This window comes from Rhodococcus aerolatus (assembly GCF_054783215.1).
Genome location: NZ_BAAGQZ010000036.1, coordinates 48865 through 67328, shown reverse-complemented (window position 1 = coordinate 67328; position 18464 = coordinate 48865). Strand labels below are relative to the sequence as shown.

General features: G+C 75.3%; 18 protein-coding genes. 3 read left to right on the top strand and 15 right to left on the bottom strand.

Annotated elements, in window-relative coordinates; translation table 11 throughout:
• The 11 genes from ACYVOF_RS13720 to ACYVOF_RS13670 all read right to left on the bottom strand — a co-directional run bounded on the left by ACYVOF_RS13720 (position 1) and on the right by ACYVOF_RS13670 (position 11336).
• Positions 1 to 1500: a class I adenylate-forming enzyme family protein gene (locus ACYVOF_RS13720; protein WP_460867345.1), complete on the bottom strand. Its 1500-nt coding sequence runs from the start codon at positions 1498 to 1500 to the stop codon at positions 1 to 3.
• A 58-nt stretch (positions 1501 to 1558) separates the two neighbouring features.
• Positions 1559 to 2635, bottom strand: a complete 1077-nt coding sequence (locus ACYVOF_RS13715) for an alcohol dehydrogenase catalytic domain-containing protein (protein ID WP_460867343.1) — start codon at positions 2633 to 2635, stop codon at positions 1559 to 1561.
• A complete protein-coding gene (locus tag ACYVOF_RS13710; RefSeq protein WP_460867341.1) occupies positions 2632 to 3396 on the bottom strand; it encodes an SDR family NAD(P)-dependent oxidoreductase in 765 nt (254 codons plus the stop codon). The genes ACYVOF_RS13715 and ACYVOF_RS13710 overlap by 4 nt, the downstream gene beginning before the upstream one ends.
• On the bottom strand, positions 3396 to 4154 hold the full coding sequence (locus ACYVOF_RS13705; protein ID WP_460867340.1) for an SDR family NAD(P)-dependent oxidoreductase: 759 nt from the start codon (positions 4152 to 4154) through the stop codon (positions 3396 to 3398). Before ACYVOF_RS13705 ends, ACYVOF_RS13710 begins: the two co-directional genes overlap by 1 nt.
• The gene (locus tag ACYVOF_RS13700) at positions 4151 to 5461 is read right to left on the bottom strand and encodes an acyl-CoA dehydrogenase family protein (RefSeq protein WP_460867338.1); all 1311 of its coding nucleotides are present in this window, start codon (positions 5459 to 5461) and stop codon (positions 4151 to 4153) included. Before ACYVOF_RS13700 ends, ACYVOF_RS13705 begins: the two co-directional genes overlap by 4 nt.
• 30 nt (positions 5462 to 5491) lie before the next feature.
• Positions 5492 to 6478 (bottom strand): phosphotransferase family protein, encoded by a 987-nt coding sequence (locus tag ACYVOF_RS13695; protein ID WP_460867336.1) that lies wholly within the window; start codon positions 6476 to 6478, stop codon positions 5492 to 5494.
• Complete coding sequence (locus tag ACYVOF_RS13690; protein WP_460867333.1) at positions 6475 to 7677, bottom strand: acyl-CoA dehydrogenase family protein; 1203 nt, start codon at positions 7675 to 7677, stop codon at positions 6475 to 6477. The genes ACYVOF_RS13695 and ACYVOF_RS13690 overlap by 4 nt, the downstream gene beginning before the upstream one ends.
• 8 nt (positions 7678 to 7685) lie before the next feature.
• Positions 7686 to 8834 carry a thiolase family protein gene (locus tag ACYVOF_RS13685; protein WP_460867433.1) on the bottom strand — a complete coding sequence of 383 codons (1149 nt, stop codon included), beginning with the start codon at positions 8832 to 8834 and terminating at the stop codon, positions 7686 to 7688.
• The gene (locus ACYVOF_RS13680; protein WP_460867332.1) at positions 8834 to 9226 is read right to left on the bottom strand and encodes a Zn-ribbon domain-containing OB-fold protein; all 393 of its coding nucleotides are present in this window, start codon (positions 9224 to 9226) and stop codon (positions 8834 to 8836) included. The genes ACYVOF_RS13685 and ACYVOF_RS13680 overlap by 1 nt, the downstream gene beginning before the upstream one ends.
• A gap of 40 nt (positions 9227 to 9266) precedes the next feature.
• Entirely contained in the window at positions 9267 to 10055 is a 789-nt protein-coding gene (locus tag ACYVOF_RS13675) for an enoyl-CoA hydratase/isomerase family protein (RefSeq protein WP_460867330.1), read from the bottom strand.
• 132 nt (positions 10056 to 10187) lie between these two features.
• The gene (locus ACYVOF_RS13670; protein ID WP_460867328.1) at positions 10188 to 11336 is read right to left on the bottom strand and encodes an acyl-CoA dehydrogenase family protein; all 1149 of its coding nucleotides are present in this window, start codon (positions 11334 to 11336) and stop codon (positions 10188 to 10190) included.
• A gap of 109 nt (positions 11337 to 11445) precedes the next feature.
• On the opposite strand from ACYVOF_RS13670, the gene ACYVOF_RS13665 reads away from it, so the two are divergent.
• The 3 genes from ACYVOF_RS13665 to ACYVOF_RS13655 are packed head-to-tail and all read left to right on the top strand — an operon-like array spanning position 11446 to position 13249.
• Positions 11446 to 11826, top strand: coding sequence for a nuclear transport factor 2 family protein (locus tag ACYVOF_RS13665; RefSeq protein WP_460867327.1), 381 nt, complete (start codon positions 11446 to 11448; stop codon positions 11824 to 11826).
• Positions 11827 to 11864: 38 nt separating this feature from the next.
• On the top strand, positions 11865 to 12197 hold the full coding sequence (locus ACYVOF_RS13660) for a hypothetical protein (protein WP_460867431.1): 333 nt from the start codon (positions 11865 to 11867) through the stop codon (positions 12195 to 12197).
• Positions 12198 to 12217: 20 nt separating this feature from the next.
• A complete protein-coding gene (locus tag ACYVOF_RS13655) occupies positions 12218 to 13249 on the top strand; it encodes an NADP-dependent oxidoreductase (protein ID WP_460867325.1) in 1032 nt (343 codons plus the stop codon).
• A gap of 101 nt (positions 13250 to 13350) precedes the next feature.
• On the opposite strand, the gene ACYVOF_RS13650 is transcribed toward ACYVOF_RS13655, so the two are convergent.
• The 4 genes from ACYVOF_RS13650 to ACYVOF_RS13635 form a co-directional block, all read right to left on the bottom strand.
• On the bottom strand, positions 13351 to 13650 hold the full coding sequence (locus ACYVOF_RS13650; RefSeq protein WP_460867324.1) for a hypothetical protein: 300 nt from the start codon (positions 13648 to 13650) through the stop codon (positions 13351 to 13353).
• Positions 13651 to 13677: 27 nt separating this feature from the next.
• On the bottom strand, positions 13678 to 14136 hold the full coding sequence (locus ACYVOF_RS13645) for a maleylpyruvate isomerase N-terminal domain-containing protein (RefSeq protein ID WP_460867322.1): 459 nt from the start codon (positions 14134 to 14136) through the stop codon (positions 13678 to 13680).
• Between the two features lie 119 nt (positions 14137 to 14255).
• Entirely contained in the window at positions 14256 to 16208 is a 1953-nt protein-coding gene (locus tag ACYVOF_RS13640; RefSeq protein ID WP_460867320.1) for an OmpL47-type beta-barrel domain-containing protein, read from the bottom strand.
• Between the two features lie 134 nt (positions 16209 to 16342).
• Entirely contained in the window at positions 16343 to 18337 is a 1995-nt protein-coding gene (locus tag ACYVOF_RS13635) for a glycine-rich protein (protein ID WP_460867318.1), read from the bottom strand.
• Positions 18338 to 18464 lie beyond the last annotated feature (127 nt).

Sequence of the window (18464 nt, the reverse complement as noted above, 5' to 3'; positions counted from 1 at the left end):
TCATCCGTCCTCGCTCGAGGCCAGGCTCGTCGCCAGGGCGGCGGCGGCCGGCCGGGAGAGCTTGCCCACCCGATTATGTGGGAGGTCGGGGACGACGTGGACGAACTCCGGCCACTTGAACTTGGCCAGGCCCTCCGCGGCGAGGTGCTCGCGGACGTCGTCGAGGGTCAGCGCCCGGTCCGGTGAGACGACCAGCGCCGCCGCCCGCTCGCCGAGCATCTCGTCGGGCACGGGGACCACGCAGACCTGGGCCACCGGGGTCATGCGGGCGAGCGCCGACTCCACCTCGTTGACGTCGATGTTGCGCCCGCCGCGGATGATCACCTGCTTCTCGCGGCCCAGGATGGTGATGGTGCCGTCGGCGTCGACCCGTGCGAGGTCCCCGGTGGGGAGGAACCCGTCCGCGGTGAGCACGGGCGGCTGGGCGACGCCGTGGCGGGCGTAGCCGACGAACAGCGAGGGCCCCCGCACCTGCGCCCGGCCGGTCGTGCCCACGCCCACGGCCTCGTCGGCCTCCTGGACGACGCGGAAGTCGGTGCCGGGGAACGGCCGGCCGTCCGTGCCGACCCGGGTCGCAGCGGGGTCACCGGGCCGGGACGTCGTGTGCCCGAGGCACTCCGACATGCCGTAGACCCGGAGGAACCGGGTGCCCAGGGCCTGCTCCGCGCGCTCCAGCGCACCCGCGTTCATCGGCCCACCGCCGACCGTCATGGCGGTCATCGCCTCGAGGCTGCCGGCCGAGCCGGGGACCAGCGAGAGCTGCAGGGCCATGGTGGGGACGAGCATGGTCCAGCGCACCTCGTGCTCGTGGGCGAGCTGCAGGGCCTCCGCCGGCTTCCAGCCGTCCAGGCACACCTGGGGTCCGCCGAGCATCGCCGGCAGGTAGAGGCCGAAGCAGAAGGCGGCCACCGAGGACAGTGGCACGAACGCGCCGACCGCATCGCCGGGGGCCAGCCCGACGGCCTCGACGGTGGCGCGGCCCGCGTAGCGCAGGGCCGCCTCGGACTGCACGACGCACTTGGGCCGGCCCGTGGAGCCCGAGGTCATGGCCACCGCGGCGCCGCCCGCCCAGCGGGCGAGGTCCCGGGGCGGGGTCCCCCGGCTCAGCAGGTCCCACCCGGCGAGCGCCGGGTCGTGGTGCGGGAACACCGCACCGCGGATGCCCCAGGCGTCGAGCACCTCCGGCGCGGCGAGGACGGCGTCGGGCTCGACGTCCTCCAGGGCCAGCGCGAGCTCCGCCGCGGTCGCGTGCGCGCTGATGACGACGACGACACCGCCCCGGGCCCCGACCGCCAGTGCCGCGGTCAGCGTGCGCCAGGTGTTGTCCGCCTGGACCAGCAGGGTCGGCGGCCCGTCGACCCGTGCGCCGAGCAGGCCCGCGAGCGCGTCGGCGCCCGCCTGGACCTCGGCGGTGGTGTGCACGCCGGTGGCGTCGAGCACCGCCACCGAAGCAGGGCTGCCTGCCGCGCGCTGCGCGAACTCGGCCGCGAGGACCTGCATGGACCGCCTCTTCCCTTGTCTCAAACTGAATTCAAGTTAACGCCCACGAGCGGGCAGATCAAGCATCCCGGCCGGGCTCGACGACCAGCCGGCCCCGTACCCCGCCCGCGCGCAGCCGCGCGTAGGCCGCGACGACGTCACTCAGGCCCACCGTCTCGGTCTCGACGGCGACGGCCCCGGACCGGGCCAGGTCGAGCACGACGGGCAGCTCGTCGCGGCGGCCCCAGAACGGCGCCGTCACGGTCCAGCCCGGCGCCAGCTGCCCGCCCTTGCCGACGGCCAGCTCGCCCCCGGCGCTGCCGACGACGGTCAGCACCCCGCCCCGGCGCAGCCAGCCCGCTCCCGCGGACACCGTGGCCGGGGCGCCGACGAGGTCGAGCACCGCCTCCGCGCCGGGCTCGCCCGCACCCAGCCCGCGGACGAGCCCCGCCACCTCGGCCAGGTCGCCGGTGACGGCGTCCGCGCCGAGGCGGCGGGCCAGCTCGCGTGCCCCCGGGTCGGTGTCCACGGCGACGGTGCGCGCCCCGGAGGTCGCACGGACGACCTGCAGGGCCAGGTGCCCCACGCCGCCCACGCCCAGGACCACCACCACCGCGTCGGCGTCGAGCACCTCCCGGGCGGTGCCCACGGCGTGCAGCGCGGTCAGCCCGGCGTCGGCGAGCGGCGCGGCCTGCACCGGGTCGAGGCCATCGAGGCGCACGAGGTGGCGGACCGCGGGCACGAGGACGTAGTCGGCCAGCCCGCCGTCGCGGCCCAGGCCGCAGCCGATCGGGCCGGTGAGGTGGGCGCAGTCGTTGTCCCGGCCGCGCCGGCAGCTCCGGCAGGCCCCGCACGACCAGATGCCGTGCACGGCGCAGGTGGTGCCGACCCACCCCGGCGCCACGTCGGGCCCGGCGGCGACGACCGTGCCGGCGACCTCGTGGCCCAGGGTGAACGGCAGCGGGTACGGCAGCGCACCGGGCGCGGCGTCGGCGACGTGCAGGTCGGAGTGGCAGAGCCCGGCGGCGCGCACGGCCAGCAGCACCTCCCCCGGGCCGGGGGAGGGCACCGGGACCTCGACGAGCTCGGGCGGTGCGCCCCAGGCGGTCAGCCGCACCGCGCGCATGGTGTCCGGCAGCCCGGCGGGGGTGCTCACCGTGCGGTCCAGCCGCCGTCGACCACGAGGGTGTGGCCGGTGACGTAGCTGGCGGCGTCGGAGGCGAGGAAGAGCACGGCGCCGTCGACCTCGCCGGGCGCTCCGCCGCGGCCGAGCATGGTGCCCCGCCGGACCCAGCCCGCGGACTTCTCGTCGGTGAACAGCCCGTCGGTCATCTCGGTGTCGAACCAGCCGGGGACCACGGCGTTGACGCGGATGCCGCGCCGGCCCCACTGGCCCGCGAGCTCCCGGGTCAGCCCGAGCACCCCGGCCTTGGACGCGGCGTAGCTGGCCCCGCCGATGGGGGCCGTGGAGACCAGCCCGACGACGGAGGACACGTTGACCACGGAGAGCCCGCGGCCCTCGGGCACCGTGGCGGCGACGGCGACGGCGAGGTGGAACCCCGCGGCCAGGTTCACCGCGAGCAGCGAGTCGAACACCTCGGGGGTGTCGGACTCGGCGGCGGGCGGCCCCGGCCGGCCCGCGTTGTTGACCAGCACGGCGATGCCCGGTCCTGCCTCGAGCGCTCGGGCGACGAGCCGCGCGCGGTCCTGCGCCACCGTGACGTCGCACTCGACGGGCACGACGCCGGGCACCTCGGCGGCCAGGGCGGCGAGTCGGTCGGTCCGGCGGGCGGCGGCCAGGACGGTCGCGCCGGCGGCGGCCAGGGTGCGGGCGAACCCCTCCCCGAGGCCCGAGGAGGCACCGGTGACGATCGCGACCCGTCCGGTCAGGTCGAAGAGCTCGGCGGGGGTCGGCATCAGTACACCGCGGTCCGGCCGCCGTCGACGGGGAACAGCGCGCCGGTGGTGTACCCCGAGCGGTCGGAGGCCAGGTGGCACACGAGGTCCGCCACCTCCGCGGGGTCGCCCAGCCGGCCGGCGGGCAGCCGGTCGAGGACCTTGCCGAGGAACTCCTCGTCCCAGTCCGCGGCCATGTCGGTGGCGAACGCGCCGGGCATGACGCAGTTGACCCGCACGGTCGGGGCGTACTCCTGGGCGAAGGCCCGGGTCAGGGCGTTGAGGCCGTTCTTGGCTGCCGCGTACACCGCCTCCTGGGGGCTGGGCCGCTCGGCACCGATGCTCGAGATGTTCACGATGGACCCGCCCCCGGCGGTGACCATGTGCGCGCCGGCCACGGCCATCAGGCGGAACGGGCCGGCCAGGTCGACCTCGATCGTCTTGGCGAACAGCGCCCGGGAGACGTCGAGCAGGCGGGGGGCGAGCGGGGCGATGCCCGCGTTGTTGACGACGACGTCGAGCCGGCCGTGCTGGGCGACCACGCCGTCCACCGCGGGCTCGATGGCGTCCCAGTCGCCGACGTGCAGCGGCAGCGGGTGCACCGCGGCGCCCGTCGCGGCGGCGAGCTCGGCCGCCACCGCGGCGCAGGCGTCGGCCTTGCGGCTCGAGACGAGCACGGTGGCACCGTCGCGCGCGAGCGCCTCGGCGATGGCCCGGCCCAGGCCGCGGGTGGACCCGGTGACCAGGGCGACCTTGCCCGCCAGCTCCCCGGCGCTCACGACGCCGCCCCGGAAGCGGGCATGACGTCGGCGGGCTCGGGCAGGACGGGGTCGGCCGCGGCGAGGTCCGCCGTGCGCGGCGTGAGGCCACCGCCGTGGGGCTGCTCCGCCTGCGCCGCGAGCTCGAGGCGGGCGATGGTCCGCAGGTGCACCTCGGTCGGCCCGTCGGCGATCTGCAGCGCGCGGGTGATGGCGTAGAGCCGGGAGAGCACCGTGTCCCCGCTGACCCCGCGCGCCCCGAAGGTCTGCACGGCGCGGTCGACCACCTGGTGCGCGGTCTCCATGGCGGCGACCTTGATGGCCGCGACCTCCGAGCGGGCGGCGGCGTTGCCGTGGGTGTCCATGAGCCAGGCGGCCTTGAGCGTGAGCAGCCGGATCTGGTCGATCTCCATGCGGCTGCGCGCGATCCACTCCCGCACCACCCCGCGGCGCGCCAGCGGCTCGCCGAACGCCTGCCGGGTGGAGGCCCGTTCGCACATCAGCTGCAGCGCGCGCTCGGCGAACCCGATGGCGCGCATCGCGTAGTGCATGCGTCCCGGGCCCAGCCGGCCCTGGGCGATGGCGAACCCGCCGCCCTCCTCGCCGAGCACGTTGCCCACCGGCACGCGGACGTCGGTGAACTGGACCTCGCCGTGCCCGAGCCGGTCCCGGTAGCCGAACATCGGCAGGTCGCGGAGCACCTCGATGCCGGGGGCGCCGGCGGGCACCAGGACCATGCTCTGCTGGCGGTAGGTCGGGCCGTCGGGATCGGACTTGCCCATGAAGATGATGAGCGCGCAGTCGGGGTCCAGCACGCCGGAGGCGTACCACTTGCGGCCGTTGAGGACGTACTCGTCTCCCTCGCGTCGGATGGTGGAGGCGATGTTGCGCGCGTCGGAGCTGGCCACGTCGGGCTCGGTCATCGCGAACGCGGAGCGGATGGTCCCGGCCAGCAGCGGGCGCAACCAGCGGTCCTGCTGCTCCGGGGTGCCGTACATGGCCAGGATCTCCATGTTGCCGGTGTCCGGGGCGGAGCAGTTGATGGCCTCGTTGCCCAGGATGGAGCGGCCCACCAGCTCGGCGAGCGGGGCGTACTCCAGGTTGGACAGTCCCGCCCCCCAGCCCCCGTGGGTCATGAACAGGTTCCACAGGCCCTGCTCGCGCGCGGTGGCCTGCAGGTCGCGCATGACCTGGGGCTGCTGGTGCGGGTTGCTCGCCGCCTCGACCTGCGCGTCGTACACCGCCTCGGCGGGGTAGACGTGGGTGTCCATGAAGGACTGCAGCCGCGCCAGCAGCTCGGTGGTCGTTGCGGAGTAGGTGAAGTCCACGGGGTCCTCTCTGGGGCCGGTGCCGGGCGGTCAGGCGAGCTGGTCGAGCCCGGTGGCGATGAGACGGGTGATGGTGTCGGGCAGTCGTTCCTGGTCCGGGTCGTGGTGGCGGCCCTCGCGGTGGCGCCGCAGGTTGTGGCCCATGATGGCGGCCATCTTGAACCGCCCGAGGGCGTTGAACCAGGGCTGCTCGGGCAGGCACGGCCCGTAGCGCTCGAGCAGCTCGCCGGCCGGGGGCAGGCCGGGAACGGCTCGGCCGACGCCCGGGAAGTTGTCCCCGTCGGCGAACACGAGGAACCACCCCAGCTCGACGCGGGGGTCGCCGACGCTCCAGATCTCCCAGTCGATGACGGCGCGGGGCTCGGTGCCGGCGCAGATGAGGTTGCCCAGCCGGTAGTCGCCGTGCACCAGCACCGGGTCCACCGCCTCGGGGACCCGCCCACCGAGGCGCGCCTGCAGCGCCGCCGCGCCGGGCACGAGCTCGGGCGGGACGGCGCCCATCGTGCGGGCCCAGCGCGCGAGCTCGTCGGCCGGGGTCAGCACGGGCCCGGCGTCGGGCAGGCGGCCCGGGTCCACGGCGTGCAGCGTCGGCAGCACGTCGGCGGCGCGGCGCATCCGCTGCGCGGCCAGGTCCGGCTCCACCGCGGGGTCGTCGAGCACCGGCTCCAGGGACTCCCCGGTCACGAACTCCACCGCGTACCAGGCGGGCTCGCGGTCGTCGCTGGCCAGCAGGCGGGGCACCGGCACCCCGGTCCCGGCGAGGGAGCGCATGACGGTGGCCTGGCGGAGCACGTCGTGGCGGCCGACGGAGCGCTGCCCCGGCGGCACGGCCTTGACGACGACGGCCTCGTCGCCGACCGCGACGCGGTAGGTCAGGCCGGAGTGCCCGCCGGTCAGCGGCACCAGCGGTCCCACCTCGCCCGGGGTGCCGGCGTCGCGCAGCACCTCGGCGAGGCGGTCGCGCAGCGTCGGGTCCTGGGGTGCCGGGGGCTGGGTGGCCGGCTGGGGCGCGCTCACGAGCGGGGCTCCCGCGGCAGGCCGAGCACGCGCTCGGCGAGGATGTTGCGCTGGATCTCGTCGCTGCCCCCGGCGATGCGGTACCCGGGGGCGCCGAGGACGTGCTCGGTCCAGGCCCAGGTGCCCCACTGGTCGGAGTGCACGGTCAGGTCGGGGCCGAGCAGCGACCGGACCACCTCCGACGTGCGGGCCATGGTGTCGGTGGCCAGCAGCTTGCCCACCGACGCCTCGGGGCCGGGGTCCTTGCCGGCGACGACGGCCGCGGCGACCCGCATCCCGGCGACGCGCTGGACGTAGCTGCGGGTGACCAGGTCGGCGACACGGTCCCGGTCGATCTCGGTGAGCCCGTCGGCGCGGTGCCGTGCCAGCTCGACGGCCTGGTCGGCGTTCTCCAGGCCCAGGTTTCCCGAGTCCAGCCGCTCGGAGGCGAGCACGGTCAGCGCCACCTTCCACCCCTGGCCCTCGGGGCCGAGGCGGCAGTCGTCGCCCACGGCCACGTCGTCGAGGTAGACCTCGTTGAAGGAGCTGCCGCCCGTCATCTGGCGGATGGGCCGCACCTCGATGCCGGGGGCGTCCATGGGGACGAGGAAGACCGTCAGCCCGGCGTGCTTGGGGGCGCTGGGGTCGGTGCGGCACACGGCGATCCCGACGTCGGCGACCAGGGCGCCGGACGTCCACACCTTGTGCCCGGTGATGCGCCAGCCGTCCCCGTCGCGCACGGCGCGGGTCCGGACCGCGGCCAGGTCGGAGCCCGCCTCGGTCTCGGAGAACAGCTGGCACGCGATGACGTCGGTGCGCAGCATCGCCCGCAGGTAGCGGTCCTTCTGCTCCGGCGTGCCCCACCGCGCCACGGTGGGGGCGACCAGCTGCTGGGTGACGGGGAACATCTCGGTGCGCCGCGGCACGGCGAACTCCGCCTCGGCGCGGCGGAAGGCCAGCGCGTAGGAGACGGGCAGGCCCCGTCCGCCCTGCTCCTCCGGCCAGGTCAACGGGCCCCAACCGGCGTCGAAGCGGGCCTGCTCGTAGGCGCGGGTGCGGTCGGTCTCGGCGCGCTCCTGCTCCGGGGTCCAGCTCTCGAACACCGCCACGGAGTCCGAGCCGGTGCCCCAGTCGCCGTGCTCGCGGCGGGGAGCGACGCCCGCGAGCCACTCGCGGGCGTCCCGGGTGAACTCGGCGAGGTCGGGAAGGGTGGTGGTCACGGTGCTCCTCAACGCGCCAGGACGGTGCAGGCGCTGACGCCGGGGGCGCCGTAGACGTGGGTGAAGCCGACCCGCGGGTCGCCCGGCACCTGCCGGTCGCCGGCCTCGCCGCGCAGCTGGGTGACGATCTCGTGGACCTGGCGCAGCCCGGAGGCGCCGATGGGCTCGCCGTTGGCGATGCACCCGCCGTCGGTGTTGACGGGCAGCGCGCCGTCGATCTCGGTGACCCCACGGGCGACGAGGTCCTCCTGCTCACCGTGCTCGCAGAAGCCGCACTCGGCCATGTGCATGACCTCCGCGCCGCTCTCGGTGTCCTGCAGCTGCGCGACCGCGACGTCGTCGGGCCCGACGCCTGCCGCCTCGAACGCGGCGCGGGCGGTGTCGGCGCTGACGCTGGACGGCGCGCCGCTGCCCTGGATCGCGGGTGCGAACACCTCGAACGAGCCGAACCCCCGGGTGCGCGCGGCGACGGACAGCAGCCCCACGGGCCGTCCCCCGAGGCGCCGGACGGCGGCGGGGCTCGCGACCACGATGGCCGCACCACCCTCACCGGGCGAGCAGAACATGAGGCGGGTCAGCGGGTCGTTCACCATGGCCGCGGCGGCGATGTCGGCGGCGGCGACGGCCTCGCGGCGCCACGCGTTGGGGTTGCGGGCCCCGTTGCGGTACGCCTTGGCCGCCACGGCGGCCAGCGTGGCGGAGGTGATGCCGTGCTCGCGCATGTAGCGCGCGATCTTGATGGCGAAGAACTGGGTGGTGACCATCAGCCCGGCCTCGCCGTACCCGCTGGCCAGGCCCCAGTCCTCCGGCCGCGGGTCGAAGGCACCGCGCGGGTGCTTGTCGAAGCCGACGGCCAGCGCGACGTCGGCCGCGCCGGAGCGGATCGCGTTGACGGCGGAGACGAGTGCGCTGCCGCCGGTGGCGCAGCCGTTCTTGACGTTGGTGAAGGGGATGCCCGTCAGGCCCAGGTCGCTGACCAGGGTGTCCGCGAGCCCGGACCCGTCGCTGCCGCCGAAGGCGACCTGCACGTCGGGCCAGGTGATCCTGGCGTCGTCCAGCGCCGCACCGACGGCCTGCAGCGCGAGCTGGCGGCCCGTGACCCCGGGCTGGCGGCCGAAGCGCGACAGCCCGGCGCCGATGATGGAGACGTCCGCCATCACGCGCCCCCGGTCCGGGCGCGGTCCGTCGCGAAGCGCGGCACCGGCAGGACCTCGACCAGGCCCACCTCGGCGTCGGAGAGGTCCTCGCCACCGCCGGCGTCGAGCCGGGCCTGCACCCGCACGCCGTCAGGCAGCTCGACGTACCCCACCGCGAAGGGCGTGAAGCCCTCCGCGGGGGGGACGTAGGGCGGTGACTTCGGGGCGAAGTGCTGCACGGTGTGCGCCCACACGGTGCCGCGCCGGGAGAGCTCGACGGTCCCCTCCACCCGGGTGCCGCAGCGTTGGCAGGTGGTTGCTGCGGGGAAGGCGATGGTGCCGCACTCCGGGCAGCGGCTGCCGAGCAGCACGGGGTCGGTCGTGTCCGGGCTCGGGTCCGTCGTCGGGGCCACGGTGTCCTCCTGGTCAGCGGTGCGGTCGGGGTGGTCCTGCCTAGCGGCCGACCCACTTGGGCTCGCGCTTCTCCAGGAAGGCCGAGACACCCTCGCGGCCGTCCTCGGACTGCAGCGCGTTGCCCACCGCGAGGTGCTCCATGACCATCAGCGACTGGATGTCCGCGTCGAGGCCGCGGTCGATCGTCATCTTGGTGAGCCGCATCATGAACGGGCTCTTGTCGACCAGCGGGGCGATGAAGTCGGCGACGCACTGGTCGAGCTCGGCCGCGGGCGCGCTGTCGTTGATGAGGTCGAACGCCTTGGCCTCGGTGCCGGAGAGCAGCTTGCCGGTGAGCATGAGCTCCTTGGTCTTGCGGATGCCGATCATGCGGGGCAGCCGGTAGATCGGGCCCGCGCCGCCGAAGAGGGCGCGCCGGATGTGGAAGTCGCCGATCTTGGCGTCGTCGGCCGCGACGGCGAAGTCGCAGGAGATCATCAGCTCGAAGCCGCCGGCGGTGACGTAGCCCTCGAGCACGGCGACCGACGGGGTCTTCATGGAGTACAGCCGGTCGCAGACCTTGGCCGAGAGGATCGCGACCTCCATGGCCATGGTGCTGCCGACGTAGTTGGCCAACAGCTCGTCGAGGTCGAAGCCCGAGCAGAAGGTGCCGCCCCGGCCGCGGAGCACCAGCACCTTCAGGTCCGGGTCCTCGTCGACCTCGACGATGATCTCGTCGAGGCGGTGCAGCAGCTCGACGGTGACGGCGTTCTTCTTGTGCGGGCGGTTGAGCCACACCCGGGCGACGTCGCCGTCCTTCTCGAGGACGATGTGGTCGGTGTCGATCATGGCAGGGCCTCCTGAAGTGAACTGGATTCGGTTTAGTGTGTGGTGAGCGCCACGGGGTGTCAAGAGATTTCCTGAAGTGAGTTCAGGTACTGCTCGTCGGCGGTCCCCGGCGCCCACGGCCGGTCGGGACCGCTACAGGCCGACGAGCCCGGCGACGCGGGCGCGGTGCGCGCGGGCGTCGCCGAACAGGCCCTCGTCCCCGAGGGCCCGGCGCAGGTAGAAGTGCGCCGGGTGCTCCCAGGTGAAGCCGATCCCGCCGTGGAGCTGCACCGCCTCGTGGGCGGTGCGGATCACGGCGTCGGTGCACACGGCGGCGGCGACGGCCGCGGCGAGCGCGGCGCCCGTCGGGTCGCCGGCGCAGGCCGCCGCGGCGTACCGGGCGGCGGAGCGGGCCCGCTCGAGGTCGACGAGGACGTCGGCCAGCCGGTGCTTGACGGCCTGGAAGGACCCGATGGGTCGGCCGAACTGGTGGCGCGCGACGACGTGCGCGGTGGTGGCGGTGAGCAGGTGCGCCACCATCCCGGCGTGCTCGCAGGCCACGGCCGCGTCGACCAGGGTGCGCAGGGACCGCCACGCCGCGGCGGAGCCCGCGGGCCCGACCAGGAGCGTCGCGGGTGCCGCGTCCAGGACGAGGTCGGCCTGCGGCCGCGTCAGGTCGAGCGTCTCGTGCGCGACGGCGTCGACGCCCGAGACGTCCACCGCGAGCAGCGCGTCGCCACCGTCCACCGCGGCACGGACGACCAGCAGTTCCGCGGTGGCGCCCTGCAGCACGCGGAGCGCGGTGCCGGTCACCGCCCAGCCGTCCGCGGTGCGGGTGGCGGTGAGCGCGGCTGCAGCGCCGAGCCCGACGGTGGCGAGCACGTCGCCGCGCAGCACCGCGCCGCGTTGCACGGCGACCGCATCCGGGTCCTCGGCCAGGGCCAGCGCGCCGGCGCCGAGCACCGCGCTGGACAGGACCGGCTCCGCGAGCAGCGCCCCGCCGGTGACCTCGAGGACGACGCCGAGCTCGCGCATGCCGTACCCGGCTCCGCCGAGGTGCTCCGGCAGGGCCATCGCGGCGACGTCGAGCTCGGTGCACAGCTCGGACCACAGCGCGGGGGAGTACCCGGGGGCCGAGGCCGCGACGGTCCGGAGCGACTGGTGGGGCATCCGCCGGGCCACGAGCTGGGCGACCGCGTCGCGCAGCTCGTCGTGCTCCGGGAGGGGGGCGAGGGCGTCGGTGCCCGACGAGGGCCACGCGACGGCGTGCAGCGGGGGCTCGGCGGGGGAGGCGACGTCCATCGGCAAAACTGACATGAGTTCAATTTAGGTCGGTGCCGCTGTGGTGGCAAGCACACCCGGGCCGTTCGACCTGCTGGACCTCGCGCGTCAACTGAACTAGGTTCAGGCCATGAGTGACGCCGATCTCCTCCCGCGCTACTACGCCGCGGTCGACGCGGGCGAGCTGCAGGCCGCAGCGGAGCTCTTCACCGACGACGCCGCGTTCTCGTTCACCCTGCCGGGCGGGGTGCGGCGGGGTCGCGGTCGCGACGGCGTGGCCGCGTACCTCGCCGGGCGGGGCGACGTGCAGCGGGCCCACGTGCTGGCGCGCACCGCCCGGGACCGGGACACCGAGTTCGTCGCGGGGTCCATCGTCGAGGACGGCACGACCACCACGGGCCACTTCCTGGCGACCTGCACCGTCGACGAGCACGGGGCGATCTCGGCATACCAGGTCCTGTTCGACCCGGTACCCCCCGCTGGGGCCACCACCGACGGGGCGGGGGCGTGACGGCGCCGACGCCGGCGCTGTCGCGCTGGTTCGCCACCATGGACTCCGACCGACCCGAGCGTGTGCTGGACATGATCACCGACGGGTTCCGCATGTCGGTGCAGTTCTCCCGCGGTGGGGGCAGCTCGGCGGAGTTCGTCGGCGACCGCGAGGGGCTCGTCGGCTACCTCGCCCAGCGCGAGGTCAGCACGCTCGTCCACGAGGTCCTCGCCGGTGCGGCGGTGGGTGACACCGAGCTGGTGCTCGGCCGCACCACGCGTGACGGGCAGTTCGAGGCGTCGTTCAACGCCTCCGCCCAGCTGGGCGACGACGGACGGCTGCACCGGCTGCTGATCTGCCGCAGCCCCGAGGTCGAGTTCCCGCTGCCCTGATGGGTCGCTCAGGAGGTCCCGTGGACGTCAACCGGGAGGTCCGGCTGGCGCGCCGGCCGATGGGCTCGTTGCGGCCCGAGGACCTCGACTGCGTGGTCGTCGACGCCCCCCGGCCCGGCCCGGGGGAGGTGCTCGTGCGCACCACGCACCACTCCGTGGACGCGGCCGTGCGGCTGCGGCTCGACCCCGTCTCACCGCCGGGCTACCTGCCCGCGTACGCGGTGGGCGACACGCTCGAGGGCCTCGCGGTCGGCGAGGTCGTGGAGTCCCGACACCCGGGGTTCGCCGAGGGTGACCTGGTCCAGCACGCCCGCGGGTTCCGCGACCTCGCCGTCGTCGACCCCGCGGCCACCGCGCTCGGCGGCGCGGGCGTGCTGACCCGGCTCGACCCGGCGCTGGCCCCGCCCGACGTGCAGCTCGTCCTGCTCGGCGGGTCCGGCATGACGGCCCACGCGGGCCTGGTGCGGGTCGCCGCGGCGCAGGCGGGGGAGACGGTGTGGGTGTCCTCGGCCGCGGGCTCCGTCGGCGGCATCGTCGTCCAGCTCGCCCGGGCGCGCGGGTGCCGCGTGGTGGGCAGCGCCGGGTCGCGCGCCAAGGTGCGCCACGTGCTGGACGTCCTCGACGCGGACGCGGCGTTCGACCACCACGAGGACCTGTCCGCCGCGCTGTACCGGTGCGCCCCGGAGGGCATCGACGTGTACTTCGACAACGTCGGCGGCGCGCACCTGCAGGCGGCGCTGGACCACCTGCGTCCCCGCGGCCGGGTCGCGCTGTGCGGGGCGGTGTCCGGGTACGACGGCGGGCCCGCCCCCGCGGTGACGAACCTCTTCCAGGCCACCTCCAAGAACCTGCGCCTGCAGGGCTTCCGGGCCGGCGCGTACGCCGAGCACGCCGACGCGGTGCGCGCCGAGCTGGCCGACCTGTGGCGCCGCGGCGCGCTGACCCCGGCGACGGCGACCTACGTGGGCCTCGAGCGCGCCCCCGAGGCGCTGGTCGACCTGCTCGCCGGCCGGACCACGGGGAAGTGCGTCATCACCTCCGGTACGACCTGAGCGCCCGCCTCGGTCGCCGGGGGGCGGCAGGCCACGCCTGGCGTCCCCGCCGCCGAGAGCCGTCCACGGCTCTTCGTCGGCACGTGGGAGGGGTCTCCGGCTCAGAACCCTGGGAACACCGCGCGCAGCGCGTCGAGCGTGGTGCCGCCGGTGACGATGACGGTGTCCGGGGTGTGCGCGGGGTGCAGCCGACCGGTGAGCAGCCGCAGCACGGCGTCCGGTCCGCCGGTGAGCGCCGCGGTGGTCTCCGCGGGCGTGGCGACGAGTGCCACGGTGTCGGTCACCACGAGGGCCAGGCCGGTCGCGACGAGGTCGAGGACCACCGGCACAGCGATCGCTCCGGGCTTGCCCAGGAACCCCAGCAAGACCCCGAGCTCTCCGCTGAAGTGCTCCAGCAGCACGCTCGCCGCGGTGCCGTCGATCGCCGCCTACGGGTCGAGGGCCACCCGGACGTCCCACGAGTGCAGCGCGAGCTCGTCGAGGCGCATCCCCGCGAAGGCCGCCATGGTCAGCGGATCGGGTAGGCGACGGAACGGCATCCGCGCGTCCGCCCGCTGGGCGGCGCCGAGGGCCTCGAAGCGAGCGACGAGCTCGGCGTCCGCGGCGAGGTACTCGTCCGCCTGCTCGCGCGGCGACATCGCGTTCCAGCGGTCCCACACCGACTGGTGGGAGCCGTCCGGCACCGCGTCGCCCCCGAGGCCCGCCGCCACGTCCGCGAGCGTGTTCTGCGCGCCGCTGCCGAGGTGGGACAGCACGTCCGCGACCGACCACCGCGATGCCCCCGACGGCGCGGTCAGCTGGTCGTCGTCGACGCGGGCCACCACGTCGGCGAGGACGTCGTGCTCGGCGCGCAGCGCGGCGATGGTCCGGTCCACGAGAGCGGTCACGACGCCGACCCTGCCAGACGCTGCGTCACCGTCGACGAGACCGCGACCAGCAGTCCACCGTGATCGACTCCGCCGGCCCGTCGGCCACCGGGGACGCCGGTCCGTGGTGGTGCGGGTGACTAGCCGGTGGTGCCCGCGGAGCTGGGCGCGCCGAGGGTGACGGTGACGGACTGGGGAACCCCGGCGATCCGGTCGAGCTGGGGCTCGAGGAACGGGGCGAGGAATCCGCAGCCCGAGAACCGGTTCGCGGTGTAGGTGCCGCTCAGGGGGCCGCCACCGCGGAGGACCCCGGGAGCACCGGTCAGGGTCACCGTCGACGGGGTCACCGTGGCGCAGGTGGCTCCTGGGGTGATGAGCCCGAGGCCGAGCACCGACACCTGGTCGACGACGAGGCGCACCGACGCGGTCAGCGCCGTCCCCCCGTCGGACGTGGTCGCCGTGACGGGCACGGTGTTCTCGAGGTGCGCGGTGACGGTGGCGGGGAGGAACCCGAAGAAGGTGCCGGAGAACGTGGTCGGCGTGCTCGCGAGCTGCCCGTCGGTGATCCCGGTGCCCGCGACCGCGGTTCCGGTCGTGGTCAGCGTCGCGGTCAGCGGGACGGGTCCGAACGGCACCGGCGCTCGGCCGGTGACCGTGGCCGTGCCGGTCAGCGGGTAGGACACGGGGGTCGACGTCGGGCCGGTCACGGTGAAGCTGGTGCTCACCGGCCCCGACGTGTTGCCGGCGTCGTCCGTCGCTGTCGCGGTGATCGTGGTGGTCCCGAGCGGGAAGCTGGAGGCCGGTTCGCTGATGTGCGTGCAGGTGTCCGACGCGACGCCGGACGTGGCGTCGGTGGCGGCGCAGGTGATGTTCACCGTCTGGTCCACCGTGTAGCTGCCCGCGTTGCCGGTGAAGGTCACGGTCGGCGCGGTCGCGTCGACGGGCAGCGACAGGGTCTGGGTCTGCTCGGTGTTGTCGGCGTCGTCGACGGAGGAGGAGGTGACGGTGTGGACGCCGTCGCCGGAGACGGGGAAGGGGCCGCTGTAGGTGGTCGGGGCACCGCCGTCGAGGCTGTAGCTGGTCCCCCGGACCCCGGAGCCGTCCGGGTCGTCGACCGCGGTGAGGGTGACGAGACCGCCGCTGGTGTACCACCCGTTGCTGCCCGGCGTTCCGCTGAAGGTCGCGGTCGTCGTCGGTGCGGTGGTGTCGGACGGGACCGTGTAGGAGATGACGACCTGCGGGACTCCCGTCGTGTCCAGGGCCGAGCTGCCGTTCGACGGGACGAGGTTCGACCCGCCGCCCCCGCCTCCGGCACCGTTCAGCGGACCGTCGGGCGGATCCAGGAACGTGACGCTGCCGCCACCGCCGCCGCCGAACCACCCACCGCCACCCGCACCGCCGATGTTCTGGATCCCGTTGCCGCCGGTGCCGGCGCGTCCCGCGGTGGCGCCGGTGGGGTTCCCGTTCCCGTCGGCCCCGCCCGCGGTCGGTGTCCCGGCGGTGCCGCCGCGACCCCCGTCGAGGGTGGTGGAGCACCCGTCCGTCCCCGTCGTCCCGGCGGCTCCGGCGTTCCCGCCGACACCGCCCGTCGTGCTGGAGTCGTAGTACGCATCGGAGTAGCAGGTGCCGCGTCTCCCTCCGCCGCCACCACCGGCGGCGACCAGCTGACGGCTCGCCAGAGACGCGGGCTGGTCCGCGGCCACGGTGCGGACGTCGGACGCGCCGCCTCCGCCGCCACCGCTGCCCGTGGTGCCGCCACCGTTGTAGCCACCGAGGCACGAGCCGAAGCAGTACTGACCGCGCGACGGGGTCCCGCCGACCTCGACGAACAGGGTGTCCGCGGGAGTGACCGCGAGGGTCGCGGTGACCGACGCGCCCTTGCCTCCGGGGCCGAAGACGCCCCGCCCGTCCATCGCGCCGGGTGCCCCGACGGCGGTCACCGTGACCGAACGGACCCCGGCCGGGACCGGGAACGTCTGCTCCGAGCCGGTCGAGCGGTAGGTGCAGGTGACCGTCGCCCCGGACTGCACGCACCCGTCCGGCAGCGGTGCCGCGGCGGCGGCGGCCGGGACCAGGGCGATCCCGGCCAGCACCACGGCCGCCGTGGCCGACCGGGCTGTCAGACGTCGCGCACGTAGCACGGGGGACCTCTCGGTGGTGGGGTTCGAGACGCGGTGTCGCGCCCCTGACGACGCGGGCCCGGTCACGTGGCGCCCTCGGCTGATCATCAGCGGGTCCCGGTGGCGGGGGCGCTGAGAGCAGCGGTGATGGCCCGCGGGATGCCGGCGATCTGGTCGAGCTGGGGCTGCAGGAACGGGGCGAGCAGCCCGCAGCCGGTGAAGGTGCTGGCGGTGTAGGTGCCGGTGAGCTGTCCGCCGTCGGTGAGGACTCCGCGTGCCCCGGTGAGGGTGACGGTGGAGGAGGTGGTGGTGGCGCAGGTGGCGCCGGGGGTGATGAGCCCGAGCCCGAGCACCGACACCTGGTCGACGACCAGCCGCACCGGCGCGGTCACCGTGGTGGCCGTGTCACTGGTGGTGGCGGTGACGGGCGCGGTGGTCACGAGGTGGGCGGAGATGGTGGCCGGGAGGAACCCGAACACCGTCCCGGTGAACGTGGTCGGGGTGGACCCGAGCTGGCCGTCGGTGAACCCGGTCCCCGTCGTGGTGCTGCCGGTGGAGGACAGGGTCGCGGTCAGCGGGATGAACCCGAACGGGACGGGGGCCCGCCCGGTGGTGGTGGCGGAGCCAGTGACCCCGTAGGTGACCCGGGAGGTGGTGGCGCCGACGGTGACCGCCTGGGTGACGGGGGTCGCGGCGGCGTAGGTGGTGTCGCCGGGCTGGGTGGCGGTCACGGTGCAGGTGCCGGACCCGGTGACGGTCAGCGTGCTGTCGGTGCTGTCACCGGTGACGGTGCACGGGCCGGTGGTCGTGTAGGTGACGGGCAGCCCGGAGGAGGCGGACCCGGTGAGGGTGAGGGCGTCCCCGATGGTGGCTGTGGCCGGAAGGGTGAAGGTGACGATCTGGCTGGCCTGGGTGACGGTCTCGGTGAACGTCGCTGGTGTGCTGACCCCGTCGGTGGTCGCGGTGACGGTGACCGGGCCAGGAGTGCCGGAGATCAGGGGCGGGGCGCCGGCCTGCCCGTTGGTGCCGGTCGTCGCAGTCGCGGTGGTGTCGCCGGCGAAGCTCGCGGAACCGGAGGTGACGGTGAACGTCACCGACGCCCCCGCCACCGGGGCGTCGCTGCGGGTGGGGTCGGTGACCGTGGCGACCAACGGGGCGAACGCCTGCCCGGCCTGGACGGTCTGCCCGGACCCCGACGCCGCCGCGATCGCGCCCGCGACAGGCGGGGCGACGTAGGTGATCATGACCGAGGCGGGAGCGGCGGAGGTGGTCAGGACCCCACCGGTGGAGGCCCCGCCCCCACCGCCGGCGCCGTTGTCGGCGCCGCTGCCGCCGCCCCCGCCGCCGTAGACACCGCCCCCGCCCCCGCCGCCGTTGGCGTAGTACCGGTGCTCGGGGCCGCCTCCGGCGCCGAGGGTCCCCGAGGAGCCGCCACCGTAGTAGTCACCGCCACCGGCACCGCCCGCCGTCGTGGTGCCGGGGCCACCACCCTGCGGGATCACGTCACTGGCCCCTCCGGTGGCCCCGGCGTCTCCCCCGCGCCCGCTGCCGGGGGTGGCCGAGCCGAAGAAGCCGCCCCCGCCGCCGCCGCCGGCAGCGACGACGAGCCGGGACTCCAGCGTCGACGGGGTGGTGCGGCCCGCGGTGCGCACGTCGGAGGCGCCCCCGCCGCCACCGCCGCCGCCGGAGGCGAACTGGGCGTTGAAGTCCGGCCGCACGGGCGAGGTGCCGCCGTTGAACCCGCTGGGAACCGGGCTGGACCCGCGGGTGCGGCCGGGCGCCCCGACCCCGCCGACCTCGACGTAGAGGGTGCTGCCGGGGGTCACGGTCGTCGTGGGCGCGGTGACCAGACCGCCCGCGCCACCCTCGTTGTAGGTGGTCCCGTCGCCGTAGACGCCGTCTCCGCCGCCAGCGCCGACCGCGGTCACCGCCACGGTGGTGACCCCGGCGGGGACGGCGAACGTCTGCTCACCCCCGGTGTAGCTGTAGGTGCAGGTCACCAGTGACCCGGACTGGGTGCACCCGGCGGGCACAGTCGCTGCGGTGGCCGTGGGGGCGAGGACCCCGGTGGCGGTCAGGGCCACGGCCCCGACCACGAACATGGCGACGGCCGAAGCGCGGGACCGGCCCGTCGGGCGGACGCGCTCCGCACCAGCGACGTGCCCAGCACGCACCACCACGACCCACCCGCCTCCTGTGGACCACGGCGGACCACACGCGGACCGTAGG